Below are 25,344 nucleotides of genomic sequence, written 5' to 3'. Positions count from 1 at the left end.
GAGGCCAACCCGGGGGCTGGCCTCTTGTTTTATGAGTCTGGCGAATTACTCCTCCTCCAGCTCCTCACGGGCGGCTTCCACATCGAGCCGCTCCATGGCATCCAGCGCCTCGCACTCGGCAGCCTCGCCGTAGAGTGCCTCGGCCGCCGCCATCTTGCTCTTGCCGTGCATCATCACCATAGCGTTGGCGTACTCCATGCGGGCGATGGCGGAGTGGGGGATGATGGCCAGCGCCGCCTTGAAGTGACGCTCGGACTCATCCTTCTTGGCGCCGTAGGTGATGCCGCCGATCATGGCGCCCAGCTTGTCGATGATCTCCGCATGCCAGGCACCGAAGGCGATATGGGCCTCCCCGTGGTCAGGCTCCAGCGCCAGCGCCTGCTCCAGGCTGCTCTTGATCTTGTCACCTATGCCGATGGAGAGAGCCTTGGAGACCGAGATCACCTGGCTGTAGCGACCCAGCGCCAGGGCGTGAAAGTACCAGGCGTTGACGTTGTCTGGCTGACGTTTTTGCAGCTTCTCGGCGTTGCTGGCGGCCAGCTCGAACGCCTCGCGCTTGGCATATTTGTCATCCAGCAGGTAGCTGGCGTGGATCACCAGCGCCTTGTTCGCCACGTTGAGGCCATCCTCGCCGGCGGCCAGCCCCAGGCTGACAGCCCGGGCGAAATCACCGGCGTGATAGGCGCGCCAGGCCTCCTGTACCTGTTCATCTTCGGGCCAGGGCTCGGCATCCCCCTGGTGCAGCCGCTCCCAGTGCTGCTCAAGGCGCTCCCCGGCATAGTCATAGGTGGCTTCCGGCCAGGGGAAGGGGGTGAAATCGAAGTTGGGCTGTGCAGTGGTCATATGATTCTCCCTGTTAAAAACACAATCAAAAAACACGGTTCGGTCAACCCGCCACGGCGGCGGGACGATAATGGCTGGCAATGGCATCGAGCGCGGCGCGGGCATCGGCTCGCAGCCTGGGGGCCACCAGCTCCATCACCTGAAAAACGCCGAGGGCGATGTCGGCATCGGCGCGCGGATGCAGCGCCCGCTGATAAGAGATCCAGAAGGTCCCTACCAGTGCGATGTTGGCGGCCAGCGCCGTCACCTGCGCTTCGTCGCCTTCTAGCAGACCGCTGCGCCAGAGGTGGTGGCAGATGGCGGCGGCGGTCAGCTCCTTGCGCCGCAGCAGGGCCGAAAAGCGCTGCTCCACCTTGTGGTTGCCATTCATCAGGGTGCTGATGTCGTAATAGAAAAAGCGGTACTTCCAGATGAGTTCGAACATCAGGTGCAAGAAGAACCAGATGTCCTCCGCCTCGTTCAACGGCGGGGTAATGGTGTCGAGCAGGTGGGCCATCTCCTGTTCGAACTCGCCGAACAGGGCGTTGACTATCTCCTCCTTGTTGTGAAAGTGGTAATAGAGGTTGCCCGGGCTCATCTCCAGCTCGGCCGCGATGGCGGTGGTGGTGACGGTCGGCTCGCCCAGCAGGTTGAACTGGGCGAGGGCGGTGGCCAGGATGCGATCCCTGGTACGCCGCTTGGGTTTGCGATCCATGCTACTCCTTCGGTTGACGCCGGCCCTTGTCGCCATAGCGACGGGTCAGCCAGTGCTGCAACTGAGTCAGTGAGGCATCCAGCGCCGCCACCGCGCCGATGCCCGGGGTCAGCAGGGAGCGCTGCTCATCGGCCAGCGCGTCAAGATCCAGCTCCAGCCCGTGTCTGGCGAGGATGGGGCCAAGCTCGGCCCGCCGCTGCCACAGATCCCGGCGGGTATGCTGGAAGGCGTGCTCGCACAGATGGCGCCGGTCCCGATAACTGAACACATTGGTGAAGAACATCTCGCCATCGGCCGGGGAGGGCTCGAACAGCAGGGCATCTGCATCTGGGTACTGGTGTTTGTAGCGATCCATCCCCACGTGCATGCGCGAGTGGATGATGGCGCGAAACGTCTGGGCCAGCACCACCGGCAGGCCGCTATCCACCAGCTTGGCGGGGCGCTCGCTGGCCAGGCCAGCATCAAAGGGCACCAGCGGATTGATGCAGAACACCAGATCGGCCCCCTCCTGCAGCGCCACCGAGGCGTGCAGCGTCTTGATGAGCGCGCCGTCCACGTAGTAGCGGCCATCGATGAGGGAGGGCGGGAACAGGCCGGGCAAGGCGGCGGAGGCCTGCACCGCGGCGGAGATGGGCACCTGGTCGAGCCCCGGACTGCCGAAGGCCACCGCCCGACCGGTGTCGAGTTCGGTGGCGATGACGAACAGCCGGCTGGCCAGCTCGCGAAAATCGTTGCTGCGACCGGGGCGCGAAAAGAACTGGGTCAGGATCCGATCCACCCCACGGCTGTCGAACATGCCGGTGGGGATCGCCTTGGACAGCCCCTGCAGTGAGCCGAGCAGGCTCTTGTTCCAGGGGGAGGAGAGGTAGTCGGCCAGACACGCCAGCGCCAGCGGCGGCAGCGAGGTGAGCCGCTCAAAATACTCCCCGAAGGCGGGGCGCAGCAGGGTAGAGGGGTCGAAGAACTCGCCACTGTCGTCGCTCAGCAGGATCCGCACCAGCTTGTCGGGGGAGATGCCGTTGGCCAGCGCCGAGGCGATCACCGCCCCCGAACTCACCCCCACATAGATGTCAGCCTGCTCGAAACGCACTCCCTTGATGCTGTCGGCCAGGGCGGCGCAGGCACCGATCTCGTAGATCCCCCCCAGAGGTCCCCCCCCGGCGAGGGCAACCGCAATCGTGCTCATGATTTGCCTCCCTTATCACGCAAAACCGGCCCAGCAGAGGGCATGGGCCGGTGGATCATCAGTCAGAACAAGCCGGTCAGGATCAGAAGAGTGCGGTTTCGCCCTTCTCCTTGATCTCCTTGGCCACGTTCTCTACTTCCGTAGCCAGCTCCTTGACCTCTTCCTTCACCTTGGCGACGGGGGCGGGGGCGGCTTTCTTGACCGGCGGCTTCTTGGCAACAACCGGCTTCTTGGCCGCTGCGGCAGCAGGCTTGGCCTCGTCAGCCGGGGCAGTGTCGTCCTGGGCATCGATCAGCTGCTGCACCACTTCAGTCAATTCAGCCATCCGCTTGGAGAGCTTGTCGATGTCCTTGCGGGTCGGGATGCCGAGGCTGGCGACGGCGCGGGCCACGCGATCCTCGAATACCTGCTCCAGACGGCCCCAGGTACCAGCGGTCTTGTCGGTCATGGCCGCAATTTTCTCATCGGCGCTCTGACGGGTACGGGTTTGCAGGGCTTCCCCTTCCTGAACCAGGGCTTCAAAGATCTTGCCGCCTTCCTCTTGCGCCTTGGCATAGGCACCCAGGCCAGCCAGCCAGATCTGCTGGGTGGACTCTTTGATGGTGGAAGTGAGGTGGTTGTCGGTCACCGAACTTGCCAGTGCTTTCAATTTTTTGGCCATGACAGTCTCCTTACTCGTGATATAGATGATGGTAATGACAACAACCTTGGTATATTCGTTGTGGCATTACTTAACTTTCATCCTCAGTCTAGGGAGAAAAAATAGAGGGTTCTACCTAATAACGGAACAGGCAACCCTGGTAATTTTGGACTGGGTCACGAAGAATGATATTCGAATGAATATTTTCAGTAAAAGCGTGATATATCTAACAGCAACTAACAGCCCAATCAGTAAGGGATATAAATACCATGGATTATTTCATCACAGGTGGCAGCGGCTTCATCGGCCGCCGGCTGATTAAAAAATTGCTGCAGCGTCCAAATAGTCGGGTGCATTTCCTGATGCGGGCAGCCCATCTCGAGCGGGTACCCGACCTGCTGGCCTACTGGGGCGTTGGTGAGGATCGCGCCATTGCTGTGGTTGGCGACATGACCCACCCCTTGCTCGGCGTCGGCAACGGCGAACTGGAGCCCCTCATCGGCAAGGTTGATCATTTTCTGCATCTCGCCGCCATTTATGATCTCAACGCCAAAGCGGGCATTCAGCAGCAGGTCAATGCCGAGGGCACCCGTCAGGCCCTGCAACTGGCAGAGCGGCTCAAGGTGCGCTGCTTCCATCACTGCAGCTCCATCGCGGTGGCCGGCCTGTTTGACGGCCTGTTTCGGGAAGACATGTTCGATGAGGCCGAACACCTCGACATGCCCTATTTCCAGACCAAGCACGAGGCCGAAGGGATAGTGCGCAAGGAGAGCACCATCCCCTGGCGCATCTACCGGCCCGGCATCGTGGTCGGCGACGCCAATACCGGCGAGATGGACAAGGTGGACGGCCCCTATTACTTCTTCAAGACCATCCAGAAGCTGCGCCGCATGCTGCCGCCCTGGATGCCCGCCATCGGGGTCGAGGGGGGACGCATCAACCTGGTACCGGTCAACTTCGTGGTGGATGCCATCGATCACATCGCCCACCTGGAGGGGGAAGACAACAAGGCGTTCCACCTGACCGACTCTCACCCCATGCGGGTCGGCGACATGCTGAGCACCTTCTCCCGGGCGGCCCATGCCCCCGAACCGGCCATTCGCATCAATGCAGCCCTGTTCAGCTTCATTCCCCGCCATCTGATGACCATGCTGATGGCGCTGACCCCGGTGCGGCGCATTCGCGATGCGGCCATCGCCGATCTCGGCCTGCCCAAGGACATCTTCCGGCTCATCAACTATCCCACCCGCTTCGACAACCGCGAGGCCCAGCGGGTGCTGAAGGGGACCGGCATCGAAGTACCGCCGCTGCACAGCTATGCTTGGCGCCTGTGGGACTACTGGGAGCGTCACCTCGACCCGGATCTGTTCATCGACCGCACCCTGCGCGGCCGGGTCGAGGGCAAGGTGGTGCTGATCACCGGTGCCACCTCCGGCATCGGCAAGGCCACCGCGAAGAAGCTGGCGGAGGCGGGCGCCAAGGTGCTGACCATCGCCCGGGACGAGCACAAGATTGCCGAAACCCAGGCCGAGTTTGCCGAACTGGGCCTGACCCTGCAGGTCTATCAGGGTGATCTCGCCGACCTGGTGCAGGGGGAGGCGATCACTCGGCAGATAGTGGCCGAACATGGCGGCGTGGATATCCTGGTCAACAACGCCGGTCGCTCCATCCGCCGCGCCATCGAGGACTCCTTCGACCGTTTCCACGATCTGGAGCGCACCATGCAGCTCAACTACTTCGGCACCCTCAAGGTGATCATGGGGGTACTGCCCACCATGATCGAGAAGAAGAAGGGGCACATCATCAACATCTCCTCCATCGGGGTGCTGACCAATGCGCCGCGCTTCTCAGCCTACGTTGCCTCCAAGTCGGCGCTGGATGCCTGGGTGCGCACCGCGGCCTCCGAGTTTGCCGACAAGGGGGTCAGCTTCTCCATCATCAACATGCCGCTGGTGAAAACTCCCATGGTGGCGCCCACCAAGGTATATGAACAGGTGCCCATGATGACGCCGGAAGAAGCCGCCGATCTGGTGTGCGACACCATCATCAACAAGCACGTGCGCCTCGCCACCCGGCTCGGGGTGTTCGGCCAGGTGATCCATGCCCTGGCACCGCGGGTGGCCCAGGTGATCATGAACACCAGCTTCCGCACCTTCTCCGACCCCAAGGAGGGCAACGAGTCCAAGGCCTCGGCGGATCAGATGGCAGTCTCCACCCTGATCAAGGGGATCCACTTCTAGTGGTGATGACAACGAGTTTATGTAGCAGAAACGGAAAGGGCCTGAGCAATCAGGCCCTTTTCATTTGCGGTTGCGGGCGGGAGAGCAGGGTCAGCAGCAGGGCCGTGGTGCGGCGGGAGTAAAGCAGAGAGAGGTGACCGAGGGCAGCGAGCTCAACGTCCTCCATGCCATCGAGGCGCTGGCGGGACTGGGGCAGCACGAAGTTGTCGTGACTGGTGCGCACCGAGACGCCGGGTACGCAGAGCGGCACGGCGGCAAAGCGCTGCAACCAGCCGGAGCCTGGCTCCATCTCGCGGGCATTGTCGCCGAGTCCCAGGGTGGCGAGCTGGCTGCCCTGATGAGGGGTGGCCAGGGTGATAAGCTGCGCCACCTTGTCACCCCCCGTCACCGCCAGATAGTCGCGGCACACCAGTCCGCCCATGCTGTGACCGATCAGCACCAGCTGCGATGCGCCGGTGGCGACCAACACCTCGTCGATACGCCTGGCCAGCAAGGGCACCATGTCGTCGAGATGGCCAAAGGGAGGAGTCAGGGTGACGGTTGCCACCGTGTGACCGGCGGCCTCCAGCCGTGCCCGCTGTACCCGCCAGATGCCGCGACTGCAGCCATAACCGTGGATAAACAGCAGAGGCAGGGGAGAGGAGGTCAACTTGTCAGGCGGCATTAACCAGCGCTCGAACGGCAGCAGCCAGGTGAAGGTCAGCAGGTAGGCCACTATCTCCCGCCCCACCATGGGCAGCCAGGCTCGCCAACCGATGGCAGGCACAGGATAGAAACGGGAAAAGCCCCAGGTCAGCAATACCACCAGGGTGCGCAACCCCAACAGGGCCACCACCACAAACAAGATGGAGGGCGCCCAAGAGAGGCCGATGGCAAGGTGGGCGATGCTCCCAAGGAGCGTCACCTCAACCAGCAGCAGGATCAGTAATTGCTTTGTTATCGTCATGACCCAATCATCCGACCAGTTTGGCGTGGAAGTCAAATGACCCTTTCATCAATGTGACGGCCAACCCGCTATCGGTCTGTCTCTGTTGAAATCCTACCTGCCTGTGGCTATTTGCAATACTGTATATCCATACATATACTTGTATTCACCATCAGAAGGAGGACGCCACTATGGCCGTTGAGATCAAATATGTTGTGGTTCGTGGGGGAGTGGAGAAGATGACCTTTACCAGCAAGAAAGAGGCTGACGCCTATGACAAGCTGCTGGACACTGCCGATGAGTTGATGACGTTGCTGACCGCGGCTCCCATTGCACTCGAGCCTGAACAACAGGAGAGCCTGGCCTTCTATCTGGCCGAACAGCGGGACGCACTGCAGAGCGTATTGCGCGGTGGAAAGGGGCAGGGGAGCAACAAGACAGAGAGCCAGGAAACCCAGAGTGAAGCAACCGAACCCAAAGGCAAGTCACTCAAGCGGGTTGCGTAGCAAGGCGTCTGGATAACAGGGTGAGGAAGGACAGGGAAAAGGGGCGAGCCATCACGGCCAAACACTTTCTTATTCAAAAAGAGAGAATTAACAGTCAACTTTCAGACTATTTACCCCGAGAATTTTCTGACAAGAGTGCATATTCATTGAATGGGATAAGAATGTGTTCGCCGTGATTCCACGTGGTGACTGTATCCATGTTTCCTGACAATGTTCCCACCACCGATGATGCCGATAACCCCATTTATCGGCATTACCCTTGAGCAGGCCGCAAGCCAGAACCATTTCAAGCAAGACCATGACCACAACCATACTTCTTCCACCCGCCATGCCGCTGTTCGATGGCTTGGCATACCTGGAGGCGGGCAACCCCCAGGTCAATCAGTACCTGGCCAACCTCAGCCTCACCGACGTACCCGATGCCGGGATCGTCTACGAGCTCGCCGTCGACTGGCTGCTGGAGCAGCGCAACAACGAGAACAACTACAAGACCTATCGCAGTGAGCTGACCACGTTCTTGCACTGGTGCTTTGGCGAGATGCGCATCAGCCCAAAGGATCTGACCCGGCGCATCATGATGCGCTACCTCGATTATTGCCAGTCACCGCCAGCGGCCCTGATTGCCTATCGCAATGTGGCGCAGTTCGTGCTCGACAAGGAGTGGGGAGAGCGCCTGCCCAATCCCCAATGGCGACCCTTCCTTGGCAAACGGGAGCTGGGCCGTGAACTGCCGTACCGTCTCAGCGAACAGGCCATGAAGACCAAGCTCGCCATTCTGTCGGCCTTTTTTCAGTTTTTGATCCAGGAAGAGTACATGGACCGCAACCCGGCGCTTCTGCTGCAACGGGTGAAGCGCACCGTCCAGCAGGAGCCGGATGATCAGGGCCAGGCCTTCAGCGAGCTGCAATGGTCCTATGTAATGCAGGCGGCCGATCGGCTGGCCACCGAGTCACCGGAGCAGCACGAGCGCAGCCGCTTTCTGATCAGCCTGATGTATGCCTGCTACCTGCGCATCTCCGAGGTGGCGGCAAGGCCGGGTTTTACCCCCGTCATGGGGCAGTTTCGCCGCGACGGGAAAACCGGCGTCTGGGGCTATTACATTCCCCGCAGCAAGGGTGGCAAACGCCGCACCGTGGCGGTCTCCCATGCCTTGCTGGAGGCCCTCAAACGCTACCGGACCTTTCTCGGTCTCTCGCCACTGCCGATACCCGATGAACAGACGCCACTGTTTGTGCGTCACAAGGCCGCAGCCCACGGCCGTGAACAAGGTGAGCTCAATGCCAACCTCGGCATCCGTCAGCTGCGCGAGCTGGTGATGGCCGTCATTCAGGCGGCCGCTACGCTGGCGGAACAGGATGGCTTTGCCCAGGATGCCGCAGAGATGCGCAACCTGACGCCGCACTCCATTCGCCATACCGGCATCACTCACGACATCAACCTCAATGGCCGACCCTTGTCCCATGTGCAGGCCGATGCCGGCCACGACAGCATCGACACCACCTCCAAATACCTGCACACCGGCAACAGCGAACGTCACGAGAGTGCCAATCACAAACCACTGGATCGGCTACATGAGTAAGTTCAACAGTGAGAGATAACAGAAAGGGAAAGATTCGTTCATGGCAAACCAATCCTGTGTTGTTGAACCAATCCAGGACACTAAATTGCTCCATGCTGACAACCGCGCATAATGTATATTATGTTAAATTCGATATCTTGTTTCCTGTTACCACTTATTGAACTGTGTATAATGGCAACAATTGATCCTATCTCCGACCGGATGTCTTAAGTGGCTGAATTAACATCAGAACAATTAAAACCTGCTTTTGCGATTGAACAGTTTCCAGCCCTCAGCGAGCTCGAACCCATTCCGTTTGCCGCGCTGCAACCCAGGGCCATCTCCGGCATCAAGCGTCTCGCCAGTTTTGATGGCGACTGCCCGGTCATGCTGCTCAACGGTTTCCCCGGGGTCGACTATGAAGATGTCTGCCAGACGCTGATCGCTGCCTCCAATGGCAAGGATGGCGACCTGTTCGATCTCTGCTACACCGAAAACCTGAACAATCCGTTCAAACCCATCTGGCTGCGCCTGCAACCCGGTACCGGCATCGAGTTTTGTGAAATGGTTGGTGAACTGCTCAAGCTGATGAGCCACCATCTGGATGCCGAGCGTCTGGTCACCCGCATCATGCGCAAGCAGAACAATGATCCCAAGATCGATGATTTCCTCTCCGATCTGGCCGCCCATGTGGCACAAGGGCTCGAATTTCAGCACCCGGTCCTCATCAACCTGTTGATCCACCATGAGGAACAGGAAGCCCCCGTGGTGTATGGCCGCGATCTCAACTGGGACACCCTGTTCGGCTCCATCAACTACCAGACCGAGCAAGGCTCCGTCTATGCCAACCAGCACCTGCTGGAACCTGGCCTGCTACGTCAGGCCAACGGTGGCTACCTGATCCTGCAGCTGGACGAGCTGCTGGATCAGCCCCACCTCTGGTTCAAGCTCAAGAACGCGATGCAAAAAGGCGAGCTGGACTGGAACGCCTATCAGGAAGGCAAGACCCTCACCCCCTTCTTCACACCGGAAGCCACCCCCATCAAGCTCAAGCTGATCCTGGTCGGTGACCGGCTGGATGTGGCCGAGTTCCAGATGCTGGACAGAGACATGTCGGAGCGCATCTTCCTGCGCGCGGACTTGGTCTCCGAGGTGAACATCGAAGAGGAGCTGCCTGACTATCTGCAATATCTGGCCTGGCTGCGCGAGCGCTGGAACCTGCTGGACTTCACGCCGGCCGCCCTCGCAGCCCTCTGCCGCCATGCCAGCCGGCTCTGTGATCATCAGGAGTGGCTCTCGCTCTCCGAGGTGCAGCTCTCAGCCATCATGCGCATGGCCGACAGCCTGGCACGTGAGCTGGAAGCGGATGTCGTCACCGACGAGCACATTCGCGGGGCACTGGAAGAGCAGGATTATCGGCTCAACTACCTGGTCGAGCAGTCCGATCAGGGGGTCATCGACGGCCAGATCCTGCTGCAGACCGATGGTGAGGAAGTGGGTCAGATCAACGGTCTCTCCGTCATTCAGGTCTCAGGGCACCCCTATGATTTCGGCGAGCCGGTGCGCCTCACCGCTACCGTCCATCTGGGGGATGGTGATGTGGCGGACATCGAACGCAAGGCGGAGCTGGCAGGTCATATCCACGCCAAGGCGATGATGATCATTCACGGCTATCTCTCCAACAAATTTGGTGCAGAGAATCCCTCCCCGCTGTCGGCCAACCTGGTGTTCGAGCAGTCCTACCATGAGATCGATGGTGACAGCGCGTCTCTGACCGGTCTGTGCGCCCTGCTCTCCGCCCTCGCCCGCCAGCCTATCTACCAGCACTTTGCGGTTACCGGCGCGGTCGACCAGTTTGGCAACGTGCAGGCCGTCGGCGGCGTCAACGAGAAGATCGAGGGCTTCTTCCGGGTGTGCAAGATCCACGGGCTCACCGGCAAACAGGGGATCCTGCTGCCCGGTACCAACGCCCAGCAGCTCAACCTCTCTGATGAAGTGATCGCGGCAGTAGAGGCCGGCCAGTTCCATATCCACCCGGTGGATCATGTGGAAGAGGCCATCGAGCTGCTGACGGGCTGTGTGGCGGGCGAACCGGACATGCCGGATACCCTGTTTGGCCGCATCCAGCAGCGCCTGGATGAGCTCAACGGCACCGAGGCCGTCAAGGGGGGCGTGCTGCGCCGCCTGTTTGGCAGGCTGTTCGGGGTATAAACGAAGTGATCGGAGTTGTTTAGCGAACATCTGTACGCTAAATTGGCCCGGCTTTGACCCATTTTAAGGATAACCAGCGTGACCGTAGACAATTCCACCATTGATGCCCGCCTTTCCCTGTGTGAACAAGGCAAAGACTCGTTTACCCGTGAAGAGCTGCTCGCCTGCAGCCGTGGCGAGCTGTTTGGTGAGGGCAACAGCCAGCTGCCCGCCCCCAACATGTTGATGATGGATCGCATCGTCAAGATCAATGACCATGGTGGTGAGCACGGCAAAGGCGAGATCCTGGCAGAACTCGATATCACGCCGGATCTCTGGTTCTTCGATTGCCACTTCCCGGGTGATCCCGTCATGCCTGGCTGTCTCGGTCTGGATGCCATGTGGCAGCTGGTTGGTTTCTTCCTCGGCTGGAAAGGTGGCCCCGGCAAGGGTCGTGCACTGGGGGTTGGCGAGGTGAAATTCACCGGTCAGATCCTGCCGACCGCCAAGAAAGTGACCTACAAGATCACCTTCAAGCGCGTCATCAATCGCAAGTTGGTGATGGGAATTGCCGATGGCGTGGTCGAGGTGGATGGTCGCCCCATCTACAGCGCCACCGACCTGAAAGTGGGCCTGTTCAAGGACACCACCGCATTTTGATGAGCTGATTGACCACCCGGTCAGACCGCACAACGTAAAGGGGCCGCCATGGCCCCTTTCCTTTTTGCAATGTGTGATGAAGTACCGACTACTTCATGAAGAGGCCTGAGCCCCGCCCTTCCATGGCATCACGCCAACCACCAAGCCAGTGCCCACGTGCATCCAGGCATTGATACGGACACGCTTCTTTCTGTTTGCCGACCACGCCAGCCTGATAACCACGAGCACGAGCTCTTTCCAGACGGTCCCGTTTTTGTCTCTTCATCATCTACGACCCTCTTCCGTGGAACAAAAAAAGCGACCAATTTTTCATCGGTCGCTTTCATCTTTACCCCAGGGGATTGGCAGGGTCAAACAAAAAATTTCATGCTATCCGCTCATTGTGACACAAGACACTGAACCGCATTAATTTTTAGTGACACAACTTTTTAGCGCTGGAAACGGCGCAGCCAGGCGAATGGCAGGGCCAGTAGAGTCAACCAGAACAGGCTGCCACCACCGCTGCCGCCATCCTGACCGGTCTGGTTGTTGACCGGTGCGTTGGCGACCACATAACCGGCCGGATCGTTGTTCTTGTAGTCGGTCACGACTGGTGCCAGCTTGACGCTGACCACGGTAGCATTGGTGCGGTTGTTCAGATCGCTCTCGCTGTTGTAGCGATAGGCGGTCGCGGCCACAGTCCCATTCTCGCTGATGCCGCTGGCATAGGCGATGTGGTAGTAGTAACCGTTTTGGGCACACTGCTTGGCACCTGCATCATCCAGACCACAGATGAGATCGTTCAGATACCAGTTGTTGCCGGTCGCCGCGTTGAGCAGGAAGCCTTCCTGCATGCGGTTGGTGCCGTTGACCACGGGTTGGGTCTGATGACGGGAGTCACGCCAGCCAACCACCATGTTGTGGTTGTTGATGGCGGCCGCTTCCGAGCCGGAGCCGCTGAGCGGCTTGTCCTGCAGGGAGACCACGGCGTTGGTGGTCGGCGTGTTCAGGTTGAACACGAACATCTCCACCGGGCGGTTCTGGCCCTTGTTGATACGATAGAGCTGGTTGCCGACCACATAACCGTTGTCGTTGACCCCCACGGCCCAGCTGTGTTGCAGCTTGGCGTCATCCTTGCCGGGCTCGCCTTCTGCCAGCGGGATGATCTGGGTGGTGCCCACCTTGCTGCCATCCAGATCCAGTGTCCAGTAGGCGGCCAGGTTGCGGCCATCCAGATAGTTGGTGCCGATCTCGCCGGTGGAGGAGTACCCTACCCCATACAGCGTGCCGTTGAATTTGCCCACGCCGAGCGCGGAAGCGGTCTGCACCACTTCGTTGCGGCCCCGGGCATACTCGTTGGCCTGCAGCAGCTTGTTGAAGGTACCGGTACTGTTGACCAGCCAGAAGCTCGCCTGGGTGTTGAGGCCCGGGCAGTAGCGGTAGTCGCCATACTGGCCGTCGTTGCCGGCAAAGCACCAGTTGTAGGTTTCGGAGTTGACGGCGATGTTCTTGCCGGTGGCGGCGGTACCGGTCACCAGATACTGGCCGTTGTCCAGCTTCTTGATGCTGGTCGGCACGCTCAGGCTGTGAGTGCCGGCGCCATCCTTCAGCTCGACGGGGTTGCCCTCCTCGACCACGGCAAAGGCGGTACGCACCTTGCCACTCATCTTGTAGCCCGCCTGGGTGCCGGGTACGTCACCCAGCGCGGTCACCAGACCGTCGGTCTCGCCCAGCTGCACGTAACCTACGTTGTTGCGCTGGTCGACACCGTCGAGGAAGTCACGACGCCACTGGTAGGCGAAGTTGCTGTTGTCGTTCCAGAAGGAGTTGCAGACCGAGTTGGAGAGCATGCAGCCCTGCTCGAAGCGGAAGCGGTCAACCAGGAAGTCGGCGAAGCGCACGGTCGAGAAGTGCTCGGCCATGTTGTTCTTGGTGTTGATCCCGATGAGCCCGTTGCCGTCGCCGCTGATCCCGCTGGCGTAACCCTTGTCGGACGCATCGACAATGGTGAAAAAGGGACTTTGTGCCGCCTGGGCATTCAGGCTGGCGCTGACCAGAATGGCCAGCATGGATAATTGCTTTTTCATCTACTTCCTTAGTCCTGATGTTTCAACGCTTCCAACTCCTCCCAGCGGGAGAAGGCTTGTTCCAATGCCGCCTCTGCGGCATTCAGGGCATCCAGTTTGGTCTGGGTTTGCTCCGCAGGCAGGGAGAAGAAACCGGGGTGGTTGATCTCCGTCTGCAGGGCATCCAGCTCCGCCTCCAGCTGTTCCAGCCGGGCTGGCAGATTATCCAGCTCCAGCTGCAACTTGTAAGAGAGTTTCTTCTGTTTTGCCGCGACCGGCACCTGCGTCACGACAGGCTCTGGCGCCTTGCTCTGGGGCTGCTTCGCCGCCTGCTGTGCGGCCAGCTGAGACTGCTGCTGGGCACGGGTGGCCATCATGTCGGCATAGCCCCCCACATAATCACTGATCCGCCCATCCCCTTCAAACAACCAGCAACCGGTCACGGTATTGTCGATGAAACGACGATCGTGGCTCACCAGCAGCAGGGTACCGGGATAATCCGCCAGCAGCTCTTCCAGCAGTTCCAGCGTTTCGACATCCAGGTCGTTGGTTGGTTCATCGAGGATCAGTAAATTACTGGGCTTCAAGAACAATTTGGCCAACAGTAAACGGTTTTTTTCGCCCCCTGACAAGGCTTTCACCGGGGTGCGTGCCCGTTTTGGCTCAAACAGGAAGTCCTGCAGGTAGCCGAGGATGTGACGGGAGCGGCCGCGCACCATCACCTCCTGCTTGCCCTCGCCGACGTTGTCCACCACCGTCTTCTCGGGGTCGAGCTGTTCGCGGTACTGATCGAAGTAGGCCACTTCCAGGTTGGTGCCCTGCCGCACCGAGCCGCGGGTTGCCTCGAGCTGGCCGAGCAGCAGCTTGATCAGGGTCGACTTGCCACAGCCGTTGGGGCCGACCAGCGCAATCTTGTCGCCACGCAACACCTGCAGATCCAGCCCCTGAAACAGGGTGCGATCGCCAAAGTCGAGACCCAAGCCTTCACTTTCAAATACCAGCTTGCCGGAGCGGCCCGCTTCGTCCAGTTGCAGCTTGGCCTTGCCCTGCAGCTCACGGCGCTGGGTCCGCTCCATGCGCATCGCCTTGAGGGCACGCACTCGTCCCTCGTTGCGGGTACGGCGGGCCTTGATCCCCTGGCGCACCCACACCTCTTCCTGGGCCAGCTTGCGATCGAACTCGGCATTTTTCAGCTCCTCGACCCGCAGCCACTCCTCCTTGCCCTGCAGGTACTCGTCGTAATTGCCGGGCCAGGAGGTGATCACGCCGCGATCCAGATCGATGATCCTGGTCGCCAGCTTGTGGATGAACTCCCGGTCGTGGGAGATGAAGACGATGGCACCGCGAAAATCCTTGAGAAACTCTTCCAGCCAGTTGATGGCATCGATGTCCAGGTGGTTGGTCGGCTCGTCCAGCAGCAGCAGATCCGGATCGCAGGCCAGCGCGCGGGCCAGGGCCACCTTGCGCAGCCAGCCACCGGAGAGACTGTCGAGGGTCACGTCAGGATCCAGACCGAGCAGGGTCAGCACCTGGTTGATGCGGGTCTCGAACTGCCAGCCGTTCTGGTAGTCGAGCTGCTCCTGCAACTGGCTCATCTTGCGAATGTTGGCATCGGAGGCATCGTGTGCCAGCTCCATGGAGATATGGTGATACTGCTTGAGCAGCTCCCCTACCCCGGCCAGCCCTTCGGCGGCGTAGTCAAACACGGTGAGCTCGCTCGAGGCGGGGGGATCCTGCTCGAGGCGGGTCACTTTCAAGTCTTGCTGCAGCACCAGACGGCCATCGTCCAGCGGCAGTTCGCCGGCGATCACCTTCATCAGGGTGGACTTGCCCGCCCCGTTGCGCCCCACCAGACAGAGGCGCTCGCCCCGCTCGATGGTGAGCTCGGCCTGATCGAGCAGCGGAAAATCACTGAACGACAGGGAAGCGCCGTGCAATGTCAAAAGAGCCATTCTTGTTCCTTCTTGCTAATGAAAAAACGGGCGGCAGACTGAGTCTCCCCCCGTTTCATCGTCAAATCGCCCACTACTCCCGGGCGGCAAGCCACGCTTGCAGCTCCGTCAGGGTAAAGGGCCAACCCAGTTCACGCCCGGCCTCGTCGCGCACAACCGGAATGCGCACCCGGTAGGCCTCGAGCCAGTCGGCGTCATCCAGGATGTCGCAGCGGCGGGTCCTGCCGGCAAGGCCGGCCTGCTCCACCAGCCCCCACGCCTGTTCGCACAGGTGGCAACCGTCGGTGTGAAACAGGGTCAGCATCAGCCTTGGGCCTCGGCATGAGTGATGATCCAGCAGTTGTGGATATGCTGGTTGCGCTCGAAATCCTTCGGCCGGGTCTTGCCGGTGATGTTCTGGGCCTTGAGACCGATGGCCTCGAGACCGGCCAGATCCATCTTGAAGTGGCGCTTGTTGTTGGAGAAGACCAGAGTGCCACCGGCCGCCAGCAGACGCTTCAGATGCTGCATCAGTAGCAGGTGATCGCGCTGTACGTCGAAGCTCTCGTCCATCCGCTTGGAGTTGGAGAAGGTGGGCGGATCGATGAAGATGAGATCGAACTGTTCGTCCGCCTCGGAGAGCCACTTCAGGCAGTCGGCTTGCACGAACTTGTGCTGACGCCCCACCAGCGAGTTCAGACGCATGTTGTCCTGCGCCCAGTTCAGGTAGGTGTGGGACATGTCGACTGTGGTGGTCTCGCTGGCACCGCCGAGACCTGCGTGCACGGTGGCACTGCCGGTGTAGGCAAAGAGGTTCAGGAAGCGCTTGCCACGGGCCATCTGACCCAGCATGCGGCGGGTCTGACGGTGATCGAGGAACAGGCCGGTATCCAGATAGTCGTAGAGGTTGACCCAGAGGCGTGCCCCGTACTCCTGTACCTCCATCCGGTGCTGTTCTTCACCGAGTTTCTGGTACTGCTGCTTGCCCTCCTGACGCTCGCGCACCTTCAGGATCACCTTCTCGCCGTCCATGCCGGTCACCTTGATGGCGGCCTGAACCATGTCGAGCAGACGCTGACGGGTCTTCTGGGCGGGAATGTCCTTGGGCGCCGCATATTCTTGCACCACCAGATAGTCCTGATAGCGGTCGATGGCGGCGTTGTACTCCGGCAGGTCCGCGTCATACAGACGGTAACAGTCGAGGTTCTCTTTCTTCGCCCACTTCTCAAGGGCCTTCAGATTCTTGCGCAGACGGTTGGCAAAGTCTTGCGCTACCTCTTTTTGGGAGGCCACGGAGTCCAGTGCGATCTGGTAGTTGCGCAGCTGACACTCGAGCGCCCCGTTGAACAGACGATACTGCTTGTCGGCGCGCAGGCGCAGACAGCTCAAGAGCTCGGGGGATGCAGAAAGGATCGAGACTTTCCACCCCTGGAAGCTGCGACGCAGGGCATCGCCAAGGGCCTGATGCACTTCCAGCAACGCTGGGAACTCACCAAGACGCTCACCATAGGGCGGGTTGGAGATCAGCATGCCGACCTGACGGGTCTCCCCTTCCGCGGCCATGGGCAACGGATTTTCAAGGGCAGTGACATCAGCCTGTTTGAAGGTAATGAGGTGGGCCACGCCGGCGGCTTTGGCGTTGTCACGGGCTTTGAGCAGCACGCGGGAGTCGGCATCGCAACCAAACAGCTTGGTCTCGCAGCGCTGCATGCCACGCTTGGCTCGCACTTGCGCTTCCATCATCAGGCTCTGCCACAGTTCGCTGTCATGCTGCAGCCAGCGATCGAAACCGAAACGCTCGCGGCGCAGGGCCGGCGCCATGTCGGCGGCGATAAAGGCCGCTTCAATCAGCAGGGTACCGGAACCGCACATGGGATCCATCATGGGCTCACCGGCCCAGCCGCTACGGGCAATCATGGCCGCGGCCAGGTTCTCTTTGAGCGGTGCCTCACCGGTGCCCTGACGATAGAAGCGCTGGTGCAGCGCTGGGCCTGACAAGTCCAGCGTGATATTGGCCTTGCCCTTGCCCAGATGGGCCATGATGCGAATGTCCGGGGATTTCTTGTCCACGTCCGGGCGCACATGACCACGCTTGGTGAAGCGATCGACGATGGCGTCCTTGATCTTGAGCGCGCCGTACTGGGTGTTGCGAATGGAGGCGTTGGTACCGGTGAAATCCACCGCTATGGTGGCGGTGCCGGAGAAGTGCTCTTCCCAGGGAATGGTATGGGCGCCCAGATAGAGGTCCAGATCGTCGTTCATCTGGAACTCGGAGAGCACCAGCACGATGCGGGAGGCAAAACGGCTCCACAGACAGGCCTTGTAACCGATGGCCAGCTCGCCGCAGAAATGGACGCCGGCCACGGTCTCGCGGACCTGCTCTGCACCCAGATTGGTCAGCTCGACGGCCAACAGGTTTTCCAGCCCCTTGGGGCAGGTTGCAAAAAATTCTTTCATCACGCTCACGGGGAAGCCATAAAAATAGTGCCGCATTATACCTTAAGCGGCGATCCGGAGCAGCAAAAGCTTGGGCATGTCTGCATAAAGAGCGCGCAGTTGACCCTGAGGCTGTGGTTGCGCCTGCACGGGATGAAGGCCGGTAATGGTGACATTGATGACAAGCGAGTGACTCCGTAACGACAGCACACGCAACGCCAATGCGAGTGATGGCACAAAAAGCAGCATCGACTATTTTGCGAGCAAGTCTTGATCCGTTATCCGGATATATATTCCCCTCGCCCTATTCTAAATTGCCACATCTGACAGGAGTCAAACAAAACTCAAATCGTTATTATTCTTCACGACAGAGCAAGTCCTTTCTGTAAACCCCGTGCTTTGCCCTCCCGTTATCGTCCGTAAACGGGAGGGCTATTTTTTACATCCCCTACCGCTTATGCCGACATTGCCCCGCCTGTCATATCTATCAGGTTTCAAGAGAAACTACAGGTTTTAGAATAGTTCCGTGTTGTTGATACAACAGCTTATTCCTCCTGTAGTGTGTGTTTGTCGCCCTCGCCTCAAATTGACGTGAGGGCATTTTTTCATACGAGCAGATAACGCGAAAAGAATAATGGGGCTGGTCAGGATGAGGCAGGATTAACAAGGGAGATACGTGATAGCGAACTATGACAGAGTAAAAAACCAGTGCACCTAGCCAAGTTAACTGTCAACCAACTTGGCGATATTGCGCCTGAGCCGCGGGTCTTTGGCTCATGCGATTGTTCATCACCTTGATGACGCCAAACCGGGGTAGTGTCTTGCTGGTGGTCAATATCAGATCGTCGGTCAGGTTCAAACAGACGCTGGCCTGATCGCCGGCTTCAATCACCAGAAACTCCCCCTTGCCATGAGGCGTGCCCATGCACACCAGTGCACCGGTTTCCGGAGTGATAACCGGATGGGTTTCGCCAAAGAACCAGCTTTGTGGCATCAAGGGTTTGTAAAAGCGGCTGACGGCGATGGCATTGAGGACCAGCTGCACCTGATGGGGCACGCTCCACTCCAGTTCTGCCACCCTGTCCATCAGCTGATAATAGAGCGCGGCATCATCCACACAAAACGGCTGGATGGTGAAGGAGCTAGGCACCAATTGCCGCCCTTTATATTCGGTGGCAAATATCATGCGATCGGATAAATCCAGCATCAGACGATCATCATGAGCATCATAATGCCACTGCCAATTGTCATTGGGTTGGATACACATGGAGGTGCCCTTACTGGAAGTCGTTACTCGACTTTATTCCATGTCGAGAATTTCAGCAACTTTAAATAAAGGGCACCGATTTATTTCTTATATATGGGTCACAATCTCTTTGACCAGATCCGGGCCCTTATAAATAAAACCGCTATAAATCTGGACCAGACTGGCACCCGCCGCCAGCTTCTCGCGGGCCGCCATGGCGCTGTCGATGCCGCCGACCCCGATAATGGGCAGCGCACCATCCAGCGCCTTGGCCAGCTGGCGGATCACCTCGGTGCTCTTGTGCTGCAGAGGGCGGCCGCTGAGCCCCCCCGCTTCACCGGCATGGGGCATGTCATAAATCATGTCGCGCTCGAGGGTGGTATTGGTGGCAATCACGCCATCGATGCCATTTTTTATCAAGGATGCGGCGACTTGATTAATTTCATCCGGGGTCAAGTCCGGGGCTATTTTAACGGCCAGCGGCACGTATTTCTTATATTGTGTGGCCAGCTCCTGCTGACGAACCTTGAGAGCGGCCAACAGTTCATCCAGTGCCTCGCCATATTGCAACGAACGCAGCCCAGGGGTATTGGGGGAAGAGATATTGACGGCGATATAACCGGCGTGGTCATACACCTTGTCCATGCAGATCAGATAATCATCCTTGCCCTGCTCGATGGGGGTGTCCTTGTTCTTGCCGATATTGATGCCGATCACCCCCTGATATTTGGCCTGCTTGACCTGAGCGACCAGGTGGTCGACCCCTTTGTTGTTGAAGCCCATCCGGTTGATGATCCCCTCGGCTGGAATGACCCGGAACAGACGGGGCTTGTCATTGCCGCTCTGGGGTCTGGGGGTGACAGTACCGACCTCGATAAAACCGAATCCCATGGCCCCGAAGGCATCGATGCACTCACCGTCCTTGTCGAGCCCGGCCGCCAGACCCACCGGATTGGCAAAAGAAAGCCCCATGACGGTGACGGGGCGTTTTGGCAGGGAGTGGCGGAAGAAACAATCGAGCGGTGTACCGAGAAGGCGGGGCAAATATTTGATGGAGAGATCGTGCGCCTGTTCCGGATTGAGCTTGAACAGGAAATGCCTGGCGAGAGGGTACAGCATGTTTGCTCCTTAAAAAAAGCCCCGGCAACTGGCCGGGGCTTTTGGGGTTATGCCGAGGTTCGGCAATTCAACTGGAGCAGGTTCAACTCTCGCAAGGCCACCGAGAACTTGGCGAACTCGTGAGTGCTGGTGGTCTTGAAGTCGGCCAACATGTGGGTCCAACGGGACAAGAGTTGCTCATGCTCCGAAATCCAGTCGGCCAGTATGGTAGCGCATTCTCCCTGATCTTTGCACCCTTCCAGTACCACGGAAGTGAGACTGCGTTGCTGCCAGTCCAGATCTTCGCGGAAGGAGGCCCGTGCCATCGCCTGCCAGTGGTTGCCCACCGGTTGGTGATTGATCTGGTCGAGGAACCAGTGCAGATCCAGCTTGGCGCCGAGGCGATAGTAGACGTTGGCGGCGCGCAGGATGTCGGTCTTGTGCTCCGCGGCAATCTGCGCCAGGTCCAGGCTGGAGAAGAGGCTGCTCATGTGGGCCACCTGACGGGCGATGGCTTGTGGCACTTGCTTGGCCACCAGCGCGGCGACCGCCTGCTGGTGCTCGGCCACTTCGCTCTCGTCCATCACCTCGTAGAGGTGCTGACCCAGCGTCTCGAAGGCCGGACGGAAGAAGGCGATGTTCTCGCTGATGCTCCAGCTGCGGTTGCGGGCGCGCAGGAACCAGCGGGTGGCACGGCGCACGATGCGACGGCTGTAGAACATCAGTTCGAGCTGGGTCTGGGCATCCACCAGGTTGTCACACCCTTCGATGTCGCGCCACAGCTGGTTGAGGCCAAACACCTCGCGCGCCATGGCGAAGCAGCAGGCCACTTCCGCCACCGAGGCACCGGTCTCGTCCTTCATCCGGCTGGCAAAGTTGAGCCCCATGTCGTTGACCAGCATGTTGGCCACCCGGGTCGCGATGATCTCGCCGCGCAGCGGATGCTGGGCCAACGCTGCACCGAACTGCTGCTGCAGTTTGGCCGGGAAGCTGGTCACCAGCATGTTGGCGAGGAAGGGCTCATCGGTCACTTCCGGGCAGTTGAGCTGCTCTTTGAGCACCATCTTGCCGTAGGCCACCAGCACCGCCAGCTCAGGTCGGGTCAGCCCCTGCCCTGCCGCCATCCGCTCGGAGAGCTCCTCGTCGGAGGGCAGGAACTCGAGGCCGCGGTCCAGCTTGCCTTCCCGCTCCAGCCCCTGGATGAAGCGCTGCTGCTCCTTGAGCTGCTCGGCGCCGCGGAAGCTGGTCACCGAGATGGACTGGGACTGGCGATAGGCGTTGGTGATGACAATCTGCGCCACATCGTCGGTCATCTCATAGAGCATCTGGTTGCGCTGCTTTAGGGTCAGATCGCCAGCCGCCACCAGCTGGTTCAGCAGGATCTTGATGTTCACCTCGTTATCGGAGCAATCCACCCCGCCCACGTTGTCGGTGAAGTCGGTGTTGATGCGACCGCCCTGGCTGGCGTACTCCACCCGGCCGAGCTGGGTGAAGCCCAGGTTGCCGCCCTCACCCACGATGCGGGCTCGCAGATCGCGACCGTTGACCCGCAGCACGTCGTTGCTGCGATCGCCCACTTCGGCATCGCTCTCGCGGGCACTCTTCACATAGGTACCGATGCCGCCGTTCCACAGCAGATCGACGTTCAGGCAGAGCAGGGCCTTGATCAGCTCGTTCGGGGCCATGCTGGCCTTGTCGGTGCCGAGCAGGGTCTGCATCTCGGGGCTCAGCTTGATGGACTTGGCCGAGCGCAGGAAGATGCCGCCCCCTTGTGATATCAGCTCCCGGTTGTAGTCATCCCAGCTTGAGCCGGGCAGCTCGAACAGGCGCTTGCGCTCGACGAAGCTCTTGGCCGCATTGGGGGTCGGGTCGACGAAGATGTGCATGTGGTTGAAGGCGCCCACCAGCTGGGTGTGCTCGGAGAGCAGCATGCCGTTGCCAAACACGTCGCCGGCCATGTCACCGATGCCGACGCAGGTGAAGTCGGTGGTCTGGCAGTTGACGCCGATCTCACGGAAATGGCGCTTGACCGACTCCCAAGCGCCACGGGCGGTAATGCCCATCTTCTTGTGGTCATAACCGACCGAGCCGCCGGAGGCAAAGGCATCGCCCAGCCAGTGGCCGTATTCGAGGCTTATCTCGTTGGCGATGTCGGAGAAGGTCGCGGTACCCTTGTCGGCGGCCACCACCAGGTAGTAGTCGTCCTCGTCGTGACGCACCACGGATTTGGGCGGGATCACCTCGCCACCGATGATGTTGTCGGTCACGTCCAGCAGGCCACGAATGAACAGGCGATAGCAGGCCTTGCCCTCCTCCTGGATGACGGCACGGGGCGCCCCCGCCGGCATCTGTTTGCAGTAGAAGCCGCCCTTGGCTCCCACCGGCACGATGACGGTGTTCTTCACCTGCTGGGCTTTTACCAGACCCAGCACCTCGGTACGGAAGTCCTCCTTGCGATCGGACCAGCGCAGACCGCCACGGGCTACCTTGCCCCAGCGCAGGTGCACCCCTTCCACCCGCGGCGAGTAGACGAAGATCTCGAACTTCGGCAGCGGCAACGGCATGTCGGTGATGCTGGAGGGGGCCAGCTTGAAGGAGACGTAGGGCTTGATGTTGCCCGCCTTGTCCAGCTGGTAGTAGTTGGTGCGCAGGGTGGCATCGATCATCTCCACATAGCGGCGGATGATGCGATCGTCGTCCAGGTTGGCAACCTGATCGAGCTTGGCGGCGAGCTGCTCGTGCAGCTTGGCGGATGCCTTGGCATCTTGCGATGGCACCTTGGCGTCCTGCTTGCCGGCCGGATCCAGGCGCTGTTCGAACAGGGTGAACAGCAGCTGGGCGATATCCGGGTAGCGGGTCAGGGTCTCTTCGATATAGGACTGGCTGAAGGAGACGCCGGTCTGGCGCATGTATTTGGCATAGGCGCGCAGCACGGATACCTGACGACCGGTGAGGCCGGCACCCAGCACCAGCCGGTTGAAGCCGTCATCTTCCAGCTGCTTGTTCCAGATGGCCGCGAAAGCCTGCTGGAAGCGCTGCTGACTCTGCTCCAGATCGAACGGCTGCTCCCCATGCAGCAGCATGGAGAAGTCGAGGATCCAGAAGATGTCGCCCGCCGGGGTGCGCACCTGATACGGGGTCTCACCGATGACCCGCAGCCCCATGTTTTCCAGCATGGGCAAGACGTCGGAGAGGTGGATGGGTTCTGTGCGGTGGAACAGCTTGAGGCGTACCCGGCGATCGTTCTCCTCCTCCTGGGCACGGTAGAACAGCATGCCGAGCGGATTGGCTTCGCTCAGGTTGTCCAGCTCCATGATGTCGGCCACGGCGGAACCCGGCAGCACGTCCTCCTTGTAGGCGCGGGGGAAGGCGGTGCTGAAACGGCGGCGCAGTTCGTTGCCACGGGCTTCACCATAGTGAGAGAGCAGCACGGAGTCCAGACGGTCATCCCAGCTGCGGGCCGCTTCAATCAGGTTGTTCTGTACTTCGTTCACATCCACATCCACGTTGTTGTTGTTGACCCGCACTATGTAGTGGGTCCGTGCCAGCACGCCCTCGGTGAAGTAGACGTTGAACTCCACCTCTTCGCTGCTGCCGAAATACTTCTGCAGGATCTGCTGGGTCTTGACCCGCAGCGCCGTGTTGTAGCGCTCCTTGGTGACATAGACCATACAGGAGAAGAAGCGGCCGTAGACGTCGCGGCGCACGAACAGGCGCAGCATGTCGCGCTCCTGCATCTCCAGCACCCCAAGACCGGTGGCCAGCAGCTCCTCTTCGCGAGCCTGGATCAGCTCATCGCGCGGGTAGGTTTCCAGCACGTTCAGCAACGCCTTGTAGGCATGGGAACCCTTCTCGTGACCGGAAGCGGCCATGATGCGCTCGAGGCGGTGGCTGATGAGCGGGATCTGGGTCGCGCTGGTGTTGTAGATGGAGGAGGCATACAGACCGATGAAGCGATCTTCCCCTACCACCTTGCCGTGCTCGTCGAAGCGTTTGATGCCGATGTAGTCCACATAGGCCGGGCGATGCACCCGTGACTTGCTGTTGGACTTGGTGAGGATCAGCAGGGAGGAGCTCAGGGCCGCGTGACGGGCACTGGCCGGCATGGTGCCCAGGCGCTGCCCCTCATCCTTGATGGAGTTCTTCATCAGACCCAGGCTCGAATCCGGCTGCGGCAGGATCTCGTGATCCCCCTCCACCGCCTTGACGTCGTAGCGACGATAGCCCATCAGGGTGAAGTTGTGAGCGGCCACCCATTTGAGGAAGGCGACGCAGGAGTCCACCTCGGCCTTGCTGACCGGGTGTTTGCGTTTGGGCAGCTCGTCGATGATCTCGTTCAGGCGTGCCAGCATGGGCTGCCAGTCACCGACCGCCAGGGCCACTTCACCGGCGACGGAGTTGAGCTCGGCGGTCAGCCCTTCCATCTGCTCCTCACTGGTGAGGTGATCGATTTCGATGAGGAAGGCAGTCTCGACGGAGGTCTGTTCGGCCGTGTTGTCCAGATCCAGAATGGCGCTGATCTTGCCTTCACTGCCGCGAATGAGGTGCAGCGGCTGGTGCAGCATCATGTGCGCCGTGATGCCCCGGCGCTTGAGCGCCATGCGGATGGAATCCACCAGGAAGGGGGAGTCCTGCAGGATGATTTCGACGATGGTATGGGGAGACTGCCAGCCGTGGCGGGTCAGCTCGGGGTTGTAGACCCGGATATAGGGCTCTGTGCTGGTGCGCTGGTTGAGCGCATTCCACAGGCTGAGCGCGGCGCCATAGAGATCGCTGTCATTGCGATCGTGCAGATCGGTGCTCGCCATGTTGCCGTAGAACTTGGCGACGAAGCACTCGACCAGGGAGGCACTCTTCTTGGGCAACTTCTGATGGATCAGGCTGAGAACGTTTTCGAGCAGAACTGAGGTAGGGGCGTCTTTCAATGCCATTTCTATATTCCTTATCGGACGACATTAACCACCGACACAGAGACATCCACCCTGGATGCCCACCGGTACAGAGTTGCTGCGAAGTGTAATGTCTTGGATCAAGGAAGGCGAGCAAAGGTGATAATGAGTTGTTAAAAACAAGGGACAGATCACGCCTTAAGCTGTGAAAAATTTTGCCGTTCTGGCAAAAAACAGAAAATCCCACTGGATGGTTA

18 protein-coding genes are annotated in these 25,344 nt (G+C 59.9%); 5 read left to right on the top strand and 13 right to left on the bottom strand.

Translation table 11 applies throughout. The features are described 5' to 3' along the window. Positions 1 to 45 precede the first annotated feature (45 nt). The 4 genes from ACB033_RS08035 to ACB033_RS08020 all read right to left on the bottom strand — a co-directional run bounded on the left by ACB033_RS08035 (position 46) and on the right by ACB033_RS08020 (position 3,384). Positions 46 to 843, bottom strand: a complete 798-nt coding sequence (locus ACB033_RS08035; protein WP_005300853.1) for a hypothetical protein — start codon at positions 841 to 843, stop codon at positions 46 to 48. Between the two features lie 43 nt (positions 844 to 886). Further along, a complete protein-coding gene (locus ACB033_RS08030) occupies positions 887 to 1,537 on the bottom strand; it encodes a TetR/AcrR family transcriptional regulator (RefSeq protein ID WP_005300850.1) in 651 nt (216 codons plus the stop codon). 1 nt (position 1,538) lies between these two features. Next, positions 1,539 to 2,723, bottom strand: a complete 1,185-nt coding sequence (locus ACB033_RS08025) for a patatin-like phospholipase family protein (RefSeq protein ID WP_005300847.1) — start codon at positions 2,721 to 2,723, stop codon at positions 1,539 to 1,541. 82 nt (positions 2,724 to 2,805) lie between these two features. Further along, positions 2,806 to 3,384: a phasin family protein gene (locus ACB033_RS08020; protein ID WP_005300845.1), complete on the bottom strand. Its 579-nt coding sequence runs from the start codon at positions 3,382 to 3,384 to the stop codon at positions 2,806 to 2,808. A gap of 248 nt (positions 3,385 to 3,632) precedes the next feature. On the opposite strand from ACB033_RS08020, the gene ACB033_RS08015 reads away from it, so the two are divergent. Beyond that, on the top strand, positions 3,633 to 5,603 hold the full coding sequence (locus ACB033_RS08015) for an SDR family oxidoreductase (RefSeq protein ID WP_371140441.1): 1,971 nt from the start codon (positions 3,633 to 3,635) through the stop codon (positions 5,601 to 5,603). A 49-nt stretch (positions 5,604 to 5,652) separates the two neighbouring features. Here the strand turns inward: ACB033_RS08015 and ACB033_RS08010 are convergent, their stop codons facing one another. Further along, positions 5,653 to 6,549: an esterase/lipase family protein gene (locus ACB033_RS08010; protein WP_371140440.1), complete on the bottom strand. Its 897-nt coding sequence runs from the start codon at positions 6,547 to 6,549 to the stop codon at positions 5,653 to 5,655. A 170-nt stretch (positions 6,550 to 6,719) separates the two neighbouring features. Here ACB033_RS08010 and ACB033_RS08005 point away from each other — a divergent pair, with 170 nt between their 5' ends. The 4 genes from ACB033_RS08005 (at position 6,720) to fabA (ending at position 11,442) form a co-directional block, all read left to right on the top strand. Continuing rightward, entirely contained in the window at positions 6,720 to 7,034 is a 315-nt protein-coding gene (locus tag ACB033_RS08005) for a YebG family protein (RefSeq protein ID WP_371140439.1), read from the top strand. A gap of 328 nt (positions 7,035 to 7,362) precedes the next feature. Further along, a complete protein-coding gene (locus ACB033_RS08000; protein WP_371140507.1) occupies positions 7,363 to 8,613 on the top strand; it encodes a tyrosine-type recombinase/integrase in 1,251 nt (416 codons plus the stop codon). Positions 8,614 to 8,823: 210 nt separating this feature from the next. After that, complete coding sequence (locus tag ACB033_RS07995; RefSeq protein WP_005300832.1) at positions 8,824 to 10,803, top strand: Lon protease family protein; 1,980 nt, start codon at positions 8,824 to 8,826, stop codon at positions 10,801 to 10,803. A gap of 78 nt (positions 10,804 to 10,881) precedes the next feature. Beyond that, entirely contained in the window at positions 10,882 to 11,442 is a 561-nt protein-coding gene (gene fabA, locus ACB033_RS07990; protein ID WP_005300828.1) for a 3-hydroxyacyl-[acyl-carrier-protein] dehydratase FabA, read from the top strand. Between the two features lie 88 nt (positions 11,443 to 11,530). Here the strand turns inward: fabA and rmf are convergent, their stop codons facing one another. The 8 genes from rmf to ACB033_RS07950 form a co-directional block, all read right to left on the bottom strand. After that, on the bottom strand, positions 11,531 to 11,710 hold the full coding sequence (gene rmf / locus ACB033_RS07985) for a ribosome modulation factor (RefSeq protein ID WP_005315693.1): 180 nt from the start codon (positions 11,708 to 11,710) through the stop codon (positions 11,531 to 11,533). A 160-nt stretch (positions 11,711 to 11,870) separates the two neighbouring features. Continuing rightward, positions 11,871 to 13,508 carry a DUF3466 family protein gene (locus ACB033_RS07980; protein ID WP_139725524.1) on the bottom strand — a complete coding sequence of 546 codons (1,638 nt, stop codon included), beginning with the start codon at positions 13,506 to 13,508 and terminating at the stop codon, positions 11,871 to 11,873. A gap of 8 nt (positions 13,509 to 13,516) precedes the next feature. Next, positions 13,517 to 15,439: an ABC transporter ATP-binding protein gene (locus tag ACB033_RS07975; protein WP_139725523.1), complete on the bottom strand. Its 1,923-nt coding sequence runs from the start codon at positions 15,437 to 15,439 to the stop codon at positions 13,517 to 13,519. A gap of 73 nt (positions 15,440 to 15,512) precedes the next feature. Beyond that, a complete protein-coding gene (locus ACB033_RS07970; protein ID WP_024941800.1) occupies positions 15,513 to 15,743 on the bottom strand; it encodes a glutaredoxin family protein in 231 nt (76 codons plus the stop codon). Continuing rightward, positions 15,743 to 17,911, bottom strand: coding sequence for a bifunctional 23S rRNA (guanine(2069)-N(7))-methyltransferase RlmK/23S rRNA (guanine(2445)-N(2))-methyltransferase RlmL (gene rlmKL, locus ACB033_RS07965; RefSeq protein ID WP_371140438.1), 2,169 nt, complete (start codon positions 17,909 to 17,911; stop codon positions 15,743 to 15,745). The genes ACB033_RS07970 and rlmKL overlap by 1 nt, the downstream gene beginning before the upstream one ends. Positions 17,912 to 18,584: 673 nt before the next feature. Next, positions 18,585 to 19,121, bottom strand: a complete 537-nt coding sequence (locus ACB033_RS07960) for a cell division protein ZapC (protein WP_042051824.1) — start codon at positions 19,119 to 19,121, stop codon at positions 18,585 to 18,587. Positions 19,122 to 19,208: 87 nt separating this feature from the next. Continuing rightward, the gene (pyrD, locus tag ACB033_RS07955) at positions 19,209 to 20,219 is read right to left on the bottom strand and encodes a quinone-dependent dihydroorotate dehydrogenase (protein ID WP_139430844.1); all 1,011 of its coding nucleotides are present in this window, start codon (positions 20,217 to 20,219) and stop codon (positions 19,209 to 19,211) included. Between the two features lie 47 nt (positions 20,220 to 20,266). Beyond that, on the bottom strand, positions 20,267 to 25,129 hold the full coding sequence (locus tag ACB033_RS07950) for an NAD-glutamate dehydrogenase (RefSeq protein WP_371140437.1): 4,863 nt from the start codon (positions 25,127 to 25,129) through the stop codon (positions 20,267 to 20,269). Positions 25,130 to 25,344: the final 215 nt, after the last annotated feature.

The sequence above is a fragment of the Aeromonas sp. S15(2024) genome (assembly GCF_041402265.1).
GTDB lineage: Bacteria > Pseudomonadota > Gammaproteobacteria > Enterobacterales > Aeromonadaceae > Aeromonas > Aeromonas dhakensis.
Note: the sequence above shows the minus strand (reverse complement) of the source record. Positions and strands in the feature narration are given on the sequence as shown.

Excerpts from the sequence above, each read along its gene's own strand:
- ACB033_RS08035 (WP_005300853.1), bottom strand. The coding sequence starts at position 843 with ATGACCACTGCACAGCCCAACTTCGATTTCACCCCCTTCCCCTGGCCG.
- ACB033_RS08030 (WP_005300850.1), bottom strand. The coding sequence starts at position 1,537 with ATGGATCGCAAACCCAAGCGGCGTACCAGGGATCGCATCCTGGCCACC.
- ACB033_RS08025 (WP_005300847.1), bottom strand. The coding sequence starts at position 2,723 with ATGAGCACGATTGCGGTTGCCCTCGCCGGGGGGGGACCTCTGGGGGGG.
- ACB033_RS08020 (WP_005300845.1), bottom strand. The coding sequence starts at position 3,384 with ATGGCCAAAAAATTGAAAGCACTGGCAAGTTCGGTGACCGACAACCAC.
- ACB033_RS08015 (WP_371140441.1), top strand. The coding sequence starts at position 3,633 with ATGGATTATTTCATCACAGGTGGCAGCGGCTTCATCGGCCGCCGGCTG.
- ACB033_RS08010 (WP_371140440.1), bottom strand. The coding sequence starts at position 6,549 with ATGACGATAACAAAGCAATTACTGATCCTGCTGCTGGTTGAGGTGACG.
- ACB033_RS08005 (WP_371140439.1), top strand. The coding sequence starts at position 6,720 with ATGGCCGTTGAGATCAAATATGTTGTGGTTCGTGGGGGAGTGGAGAAG.
- ACB033_RS08000 (WP_371140507.1), top strand. The coding sequence starts at position 7,363 with ATGCCGCTGTTCGATGGCTTGGCATACCTGGAGGCGGGCAACCCCCAG.
- rmf (WP_005315693.1), bottom strand. The coding sequence starts at position 11,710 with ATGATGAAGAGACAAAAACGGGACCGTCTGGAAAGAGCTCGTGCTCGT.
- ACB033_RS07980 (WP_139725524.1), bottom strand. The coding sequence starts at position 13,508 with ATGAAAAAGCAATTATCCATGCTGGCCATTCTGGTCAGCGCCAGCCTG.
- ACB033_RS07975 (WP_139725523.1), bottom strand. The coding sequence starts at position 15,439 with ATGGCTCTTTTGACATTGCACGGCGCTTCCCTGTCGTTCAGTGATTTT.
- ACB033_RS07970 (WP_024941800.1), bottom strand. The coding sequence starts at position 15,743 with ATGCTGACCCTGTTTCACACCGACGGTTGCCACCTGTGCGAACAGGCG.
- rlmKL (WP_371140438.1), bottom strand. The coding sequence starts at position 17,911 with ATGCGGCACTATTTTTATGGCTTCCCCGTGAGCGTGATGAAAGAATTT.
- ACB033_RS07960 (WP_042051824.1), bottom strand. The coding sequence starts at position 19,121 with ATGTGTATCCAACCCAATGACAATTGGCAGTGGCATTATGATGCTCAT.
- pyrD (WP_139430844.1), bottom strand. The coding sequence starts at position 20,219 with ATGCTGTACCCTCTCGCCAGGCATTTCCTGTTCAAGCTCAATCCGGAA.
- ACB033_RS07950 (WP_371140437.1), bottom strand. The coding sequence starts at position 25,129 with ATGGCATTGAAAGACGCCCCTACCTCAGTTCTGCTCGAAAACGTTCTC.